Annotated in this window: 5 protein-coding genes and 1 pseudogene; all 6 read right to left on the bottom strand. The window is 50.3% G+C overall.

Going from position 1 to position 4,965, the window contains the following annotated elements:
* Positions 1-274, bottom strand: a pseudogene (locus HRU21_11520) (iron ABC transporter permease).
* Positions 275-426: 152 nt separating this feature from the next.
* Positions 427-1,458: a Fe(3+) ABC transporter substrate-binding protein gene (locus HRU21_11515; protein NRA42917.1), complete on the bottom strand. Its 1,032-nt coding sequence runs from the start codon at positions 1,456-1,458 to the stop codon at positions 427-429.
* A 283-nt stretch (positions 1,459-1,741) separates the two neighbouring features.
* On the bottom strand, positions 1,742-3,373 hold the full coding sequence (locus HRU21_11510; protein ID NRA42916.1) for an AMP-binding protein: 1,632 nt from the start codon (positions 3,371-3,373) through the stop codon (positions 1,742-1,744).
* A 46-nt stretch (positions 3,374-3,419) separates the two neighbouring features.
* A complete protein-coding gene (locus tag HRU21_11505) occupies positions 3,420-3,893 on the bottom strand; it encodes a peroxiredoxin (protein NRA42915.1) in 474 nt (157 codons plus the stop codon).
* 24 nt (positions 3,894-3,917) lie between these two features.
* The gene (locus tag HRU21_11500; protein NRA42914.1) at positions 3,918-4,283 is read right to left on the bottom strand and encodes a CoA-binding protein; all 366 of its coding nucleotides are present in this window, start codon (positions 4,281-4,283) and stop codon (positions 3,918-3,920) included.
* The coding region (locus tag HRU21_11495; protein NRA42913.1) for a Na+/H+ antiporter NhaA at positions 4,273-4,965 on the bottom strand (693 nt) is incomplete at its 5' end. The genes HRU21_11500 and HRU21_11495, both read right to left, overlap by 11 nt.

Below are 4,965 nucleotides of genomic sequence, written 5' to 3'. Positions count from 1 at the left end.
CGCCATAAGACCAGCCGAATGCAGCGCGCAGTGAACTTTGTAGCGGTCCTGAAAAATCTAACATGCCGGTGTAAGTGTAAGCTATGATATAAGCGGGCATTGCCAGCGGCAGTACAAGCAGCCAGGCAAAAAGCTTGCGACCAATAAATTCGCAACGTGCCACCAGCCATGCTGAGGTGACGCCAATGATGCTGACGCCGACGGCAACACCCATCACTAAGTAAAGCGAATTCACCACATACTGAGCCAGTACGGTATCCAGTAAATGCTGCCAACTTGCTGAAGAGAAGCCAGCAAACAGGCTAGAAAAAACACTGAATACGGGCGTTAGAAATGCCAGCAACACTGCCAACAACAGCCAGGCCGTGAGCGGCAGCTGGCGACATTCAAGGCTAATGCGGCTGAGTATGGGCATCATCGAGAGTGTTAGCGCCAGCCGGCTTGATCCATTAGTTTAACGGCTTCGGCATTGCGCTCTCCCAAGACTGATAAATTCAGCTCATCAGCACGAAAGCTGCCCCAAGATTCCAACAGCGGGCTCCAGGCCACGCCAGCTCGCACCGGGTACTCATGGTTAGCTTCGGCATACCATGCTTGGGCATCGGCAGAGACTAAAAACTCAATCAGCTTAACGGCATTGGCGCGATGTTTGGCGGCTTTTAAGACCGCGGCCCCAGAGACGTTAATATGCGTGCCACGGTCGTTTTGATTGGGCCAAAAAACTTTAAGCTGCTCAGCGGCAGCCACTTGCTGAGGGTCTTGGCTGTTCAACATGCCGGCTAAGTAATAGGTGTTAGCAATGGCAATATCACATTGACCGCTGGCCACCGCTTTAATTTGGTCGCGGTCGCCACCTTTAGGTGGCTTGGCTAAGTTAGCCACTAAACCTTTGATAAAGGCTTTCGTCTGTTCCGCACCGTCTGCAGCGAGCATCGAGGCAATCAGCGACTGATTATAAATATTTGAGGATGAGCGAATGCAAATTCGGCCTTTAAATGCAGGCCCCGCTAAATCTTCATAGCGATTCAGTTCTGAGGACTTAACCCGCTCAACACTGTACATGATTGGTCGCGCGCGCGTAGATAAGCCAAACCAAAGATTGTCTTTATCACGAAGGTTGGCAGGAATATGCTCGCTTAAAACCGATGACTGAACCGGCTGTAAAAGCCCTGCGTCTTTAGCGCGGTATAGCCGTCCAGCATCGGTGGTAATGAGCAGGTCAGCCGGGCTTAAGCGGCCCTCATTTTGCAAACGCACCAGCAGCGCATCGGCCTTACCCGTGAGTAAATTGACGCTAATGCCGGTTTCCTCACTGAAGCGATCTAGCAGCGGCTTTATCAAGGCCTCTTTACGCGCGGAGTATACATTCACTTCTTGTGTCGAGGTTGAGGAGGGGGAAGAGGCAAAGCTTGCTGCTGACAACGTGAGCAGCAGAAGGGCGCTAAGGTATCTGGCCATGTTAAGATCCGATTGCAATAATAAAAGTTCGATTATATTCAAATGAGAATAAATCGCATTAAACTTTTACGCTTATTTTTAGCCAGTCAGCCGCTGAAGCTTTCGGCGAATTGTTGCATTGTGATTGCTGCGATTACTAAGATATTGCTGAGATATTACTAAAAAGTTGCTCAGTGATAGCTTATCCGCTGGCCATTAAAAAAGCCCCACAGCATGTGCTGCAGGGCTTTTATTTGCCGGCTTGTCGCTAGCGCTTTAGGCTTATACCAAGGGCCTCAACAAACTAGCTTTCCCAAACCACTTTAGCGGCTAGCGTGTCACTGATGTAGTTAGCATATTTCTCTTCAATCGGTGGGCGTTTGAGCTTCAAGGTCGGCGTTAGCAAACCGTTTTCTGGCGTCCACTGGTCTTTCACGACGATTAAATGGTCCAGCCGCTCGTGGTGTTCGAGCTGCTGGTTCACGCTATCCAAGGTGGCAACTAAGCCCGCGGTCAGTTCTGCGCTTTCATCACGCGAGCCTTCCGCCATCGACACGACCGCAATCGGCTGTGCACGACCCGAGCCATACACCATGCAGGATTCAATATCGTGGTTTTGCATTAATAGACTTTCAATCGGCACCGGCGATACATATTTGCCGCGCTCAGATTTAAACTGCTCTTTTACCCGGCCCACAATCGACAAATTGCCATGTGCATCTAAGCTGCCGAGATCGCCAGTGCGAAACCAGCCATCGACAAAAGAGGCGGCAGTCGCCTCAGGATTTTTATAGTAGTTCTCAAATACCGAGTCGCCACGCAATAAAACTTCGCCAGAGGGGTCGATTTTTACCTCACAGCTGTCAAGTGCACGGCCAACCGTGCCCAGCGCTTTATAATCAAACGGCACATTAACGGTGGAACCGGCTGAGCTTTCGGTTAAGCCCCAGCCTTCAGAAATTGGAATACCAATGCTGTAGTACCATTCCAACATATCCTTGGCGATCGGTGCCGAGCCCGAGGCAAACACGCGCGCGTGGTTTAAGCCCAGTGCGGTTTTGATTTTGTTTTTTACAATATTTTTAAGCAGTGGAATCTTCAGCAGCAGGTCGAGCTTTTTCTGCGGCATTTTTAATAACACTTGCGACTGGAATTTACTCCACAGTCGCGGCACCGAGATAAACAAGGTCGGGCGACCAACCTGCACATCTTCAATAAAGCTATCTAAAGATTCGACAAAATAAATAGAGGTACCGGCCACCATCGAGCCAACCTCAATCAGGTAACGCTCCATAATATGTGCCAGCGGCAGATACGACATAATTCTGTCTTGCTCATTCATATTCAGCTTATTCGACAAGGACACCGCGGTTGACACTAGGTTATTCGCCGATAGCATCACACCTTTTGGTGAGCCGGTCGTGCCCGAAGTATAAGACAGCGTCATTAAGTCATGATCACCCAGTTCAGCGATCGCCTCGATTGGCGCATGCGCAACATACTGCTGCCACTCTTTGTCACAGCTGATATTGTCATAAGGCATGGCAACGGTGACGACAGCCGACTTATCGGCCGCGAGAATTTCATCTTTGCCATCCAGCTTGCCGATAAACAGCGCCTTGGCCTCAGAATGGCTGAGCACATACTCAATCGTCTGCTTGCTGGCAGTGTGGTATACCGGCACGCTAATCATGCCAGCCATCATGATGGCGATATCAAGAATGATCCATTCGGCACAGTTTTTCGACAGCAGTGCGATCTTATCGCCCGGTTCAAATTCTGCTGCAAGTGCGCCAGCAATTGCTCTGGCTTGTTGATCTACATCTTTCCATGTGTAAATGTCGAGTTCACGGTTAATGGGTTGATGCAAATACGGTTTATTAGGGTGCTCGGCGGCACGCGCTAAAAAGTGTTGCATAAGAATATGGTGGGCCATAGCTAGCTCGCCTTTTATTATCGTTTATTGAAATTATAGTGCAGTCTTAAAGCGCTTCAAGAATCGCTTCGGCAGAAGTTTTTTCAAAGCCTGCTTCGTCTACCGCAAGATGGCTGACAACGCCGTTGTCGACAATCATAGCAAAACGTTTACAGCGTGTACCCATGCCGAAACCAGTGGCGTCTAATTCCAGACCTATGGCGGTGCTAAACGTCGCATTGCCGTCGGCCAGCATTAAAATATGCTCGGCATTCTGACTATCGCGCCAGGCTTGCATCACAAAAGCGTCATTGACAGACAGACAGGCAACGGTGTCGACGCCCTTGGCAATGATCTCGTCGTAATGTACCACAAAGCCTGGCAAATGCGCGGCCGAGCAGGTCGGGGTGAAGGCGCCCGGCACCGCAAATAGAACGACTTTCTTGCCGCTAAAAATCGCCTCGGTGCTGATGTCTGTTGGGCCATTGTCGCCAATGGTTTTGAGGGTGACCGCAGGAAGGGTTTGCTGAACGCTGATCATGGCTAGGCTCCGGTAGTTTAGTATTTAGTAACGATTTTCTCGTAACATGATTAAAGTACAATCCTCAATACAGTCAATGCCCTGTGCCTGCAAGCATGCTTGTGCTGAAGTGGATTCGGTGCCGGGGTTAAAAATAACCCGGCGCGGCTTGAGCGCAATAATTGCCTCGAGCATTGGCTCTAGGCGGGTTGCATTGAGGTACAAGGTTACGGTGTCAATCGGCGATTGGAGCTCAGAAAATGCAGTAAACACAGGAATGCCAAGAATTTCACCGCTGCGGTTGGCCAGTAAGCTGCAGCGGTGCTGTGCCGCCGTCAACGCCTCTAAAGCCTTATAGGCATAGCGATGTGGCTTGGCAGAGGCGCCAATAATCAGGGTGTTAATCGGCATCGTCAGCGCTGGTTTTGGCGGCGGGGGCAAATTTTAAGATTAAAAAGCCCATCACCCCTGACAGCAGAGAACCAATTAAAATCGCCAGTTTGTCGGTGCTGGCAAACAAGCGGCTTTCGGCGCCAGTAAACGCCAGCGAATCAATAAACAGGCTCATGGTGAAACCAATGCCGGTTAGAATACTCACGCCATATAACTGCAGCCAGGTCGTGCCTTTGGGCAGTTTGGCGAGACCGCTTTTGATCGCCACAAAACAAAAAGCAAACACACCCAGCTGCTTGCCGATAAAGAGACCCAGTGCAATGCCTAACGGCACGGGGCTGAGCATTTGTGATAGGTCGATGCCCTTGAGGTTGACGCCAGCATTGACAAAGGCAAATAACGGTAAGATTAGCGCCGCCACCCAGACGTGCAAGAAGTGCTCAAAGTCCTCCGACATAGAAAATTTGCGGCCTTTATTATCGACTGACTGCAGCGGAATGGTTAGCGCTAAAATCACGCCGGCCAATGTTGCATGCACGCCAGACTTTAGCACGCTAACCCAGAGCACAATACCTACCAGCATATAGGCACCGGGCCGAGCAACTTTCAGCATATTCATGGCAATCAGCACCACAATACTGGCCCCGGCTACCGCAAATGAGGTGACCGAAAGATCAACCGTATACAGTGCCGCGATGAT

The organism is Pseudomonadales bacterium (genome assembly GCA_013215025.1).
Taxonomy (GTDB): Bacteria; Pseudomonadota; Gammaproteobacteria; order Pseudomonadales; family DT-91; genus DT-91.
The sequence above is the reverse complement of the archived record's forward strand: the minus strand, read 5'-3'. Positions and strand labels throughout refer to the sequence as shown.

Coding starts and splice junctions, on each gene's coding strand:
- HRU21_11510 (NRA42916.1), bottom strand. CDS start 3,373: ATGGCCCACCATATTCTTATGCAACACTTTTTAGCGCGTGCCGCCGAG.
- HRU21_11515 (NRA42917.1), bottom strand. CDS start 1,458: ATGGCCAGATACCTTAGCGCCCTTCTGCTGCTCACGTTGTCAGCAGCA.
- HRU21_11500 (NRA42914.1), bottom strand. CDS start 4,283: ATGCCGATTAACACCCTGATTATTGGCGCCTCTGCCAAGCCACATCGC.
- HRU21_11505 (NRA42915.1), bottom strand. CDS start 3,893: ATGATCAGCGTTCAGCAAACCCTTCCTGCGGTCACCCTCAAAACCATT.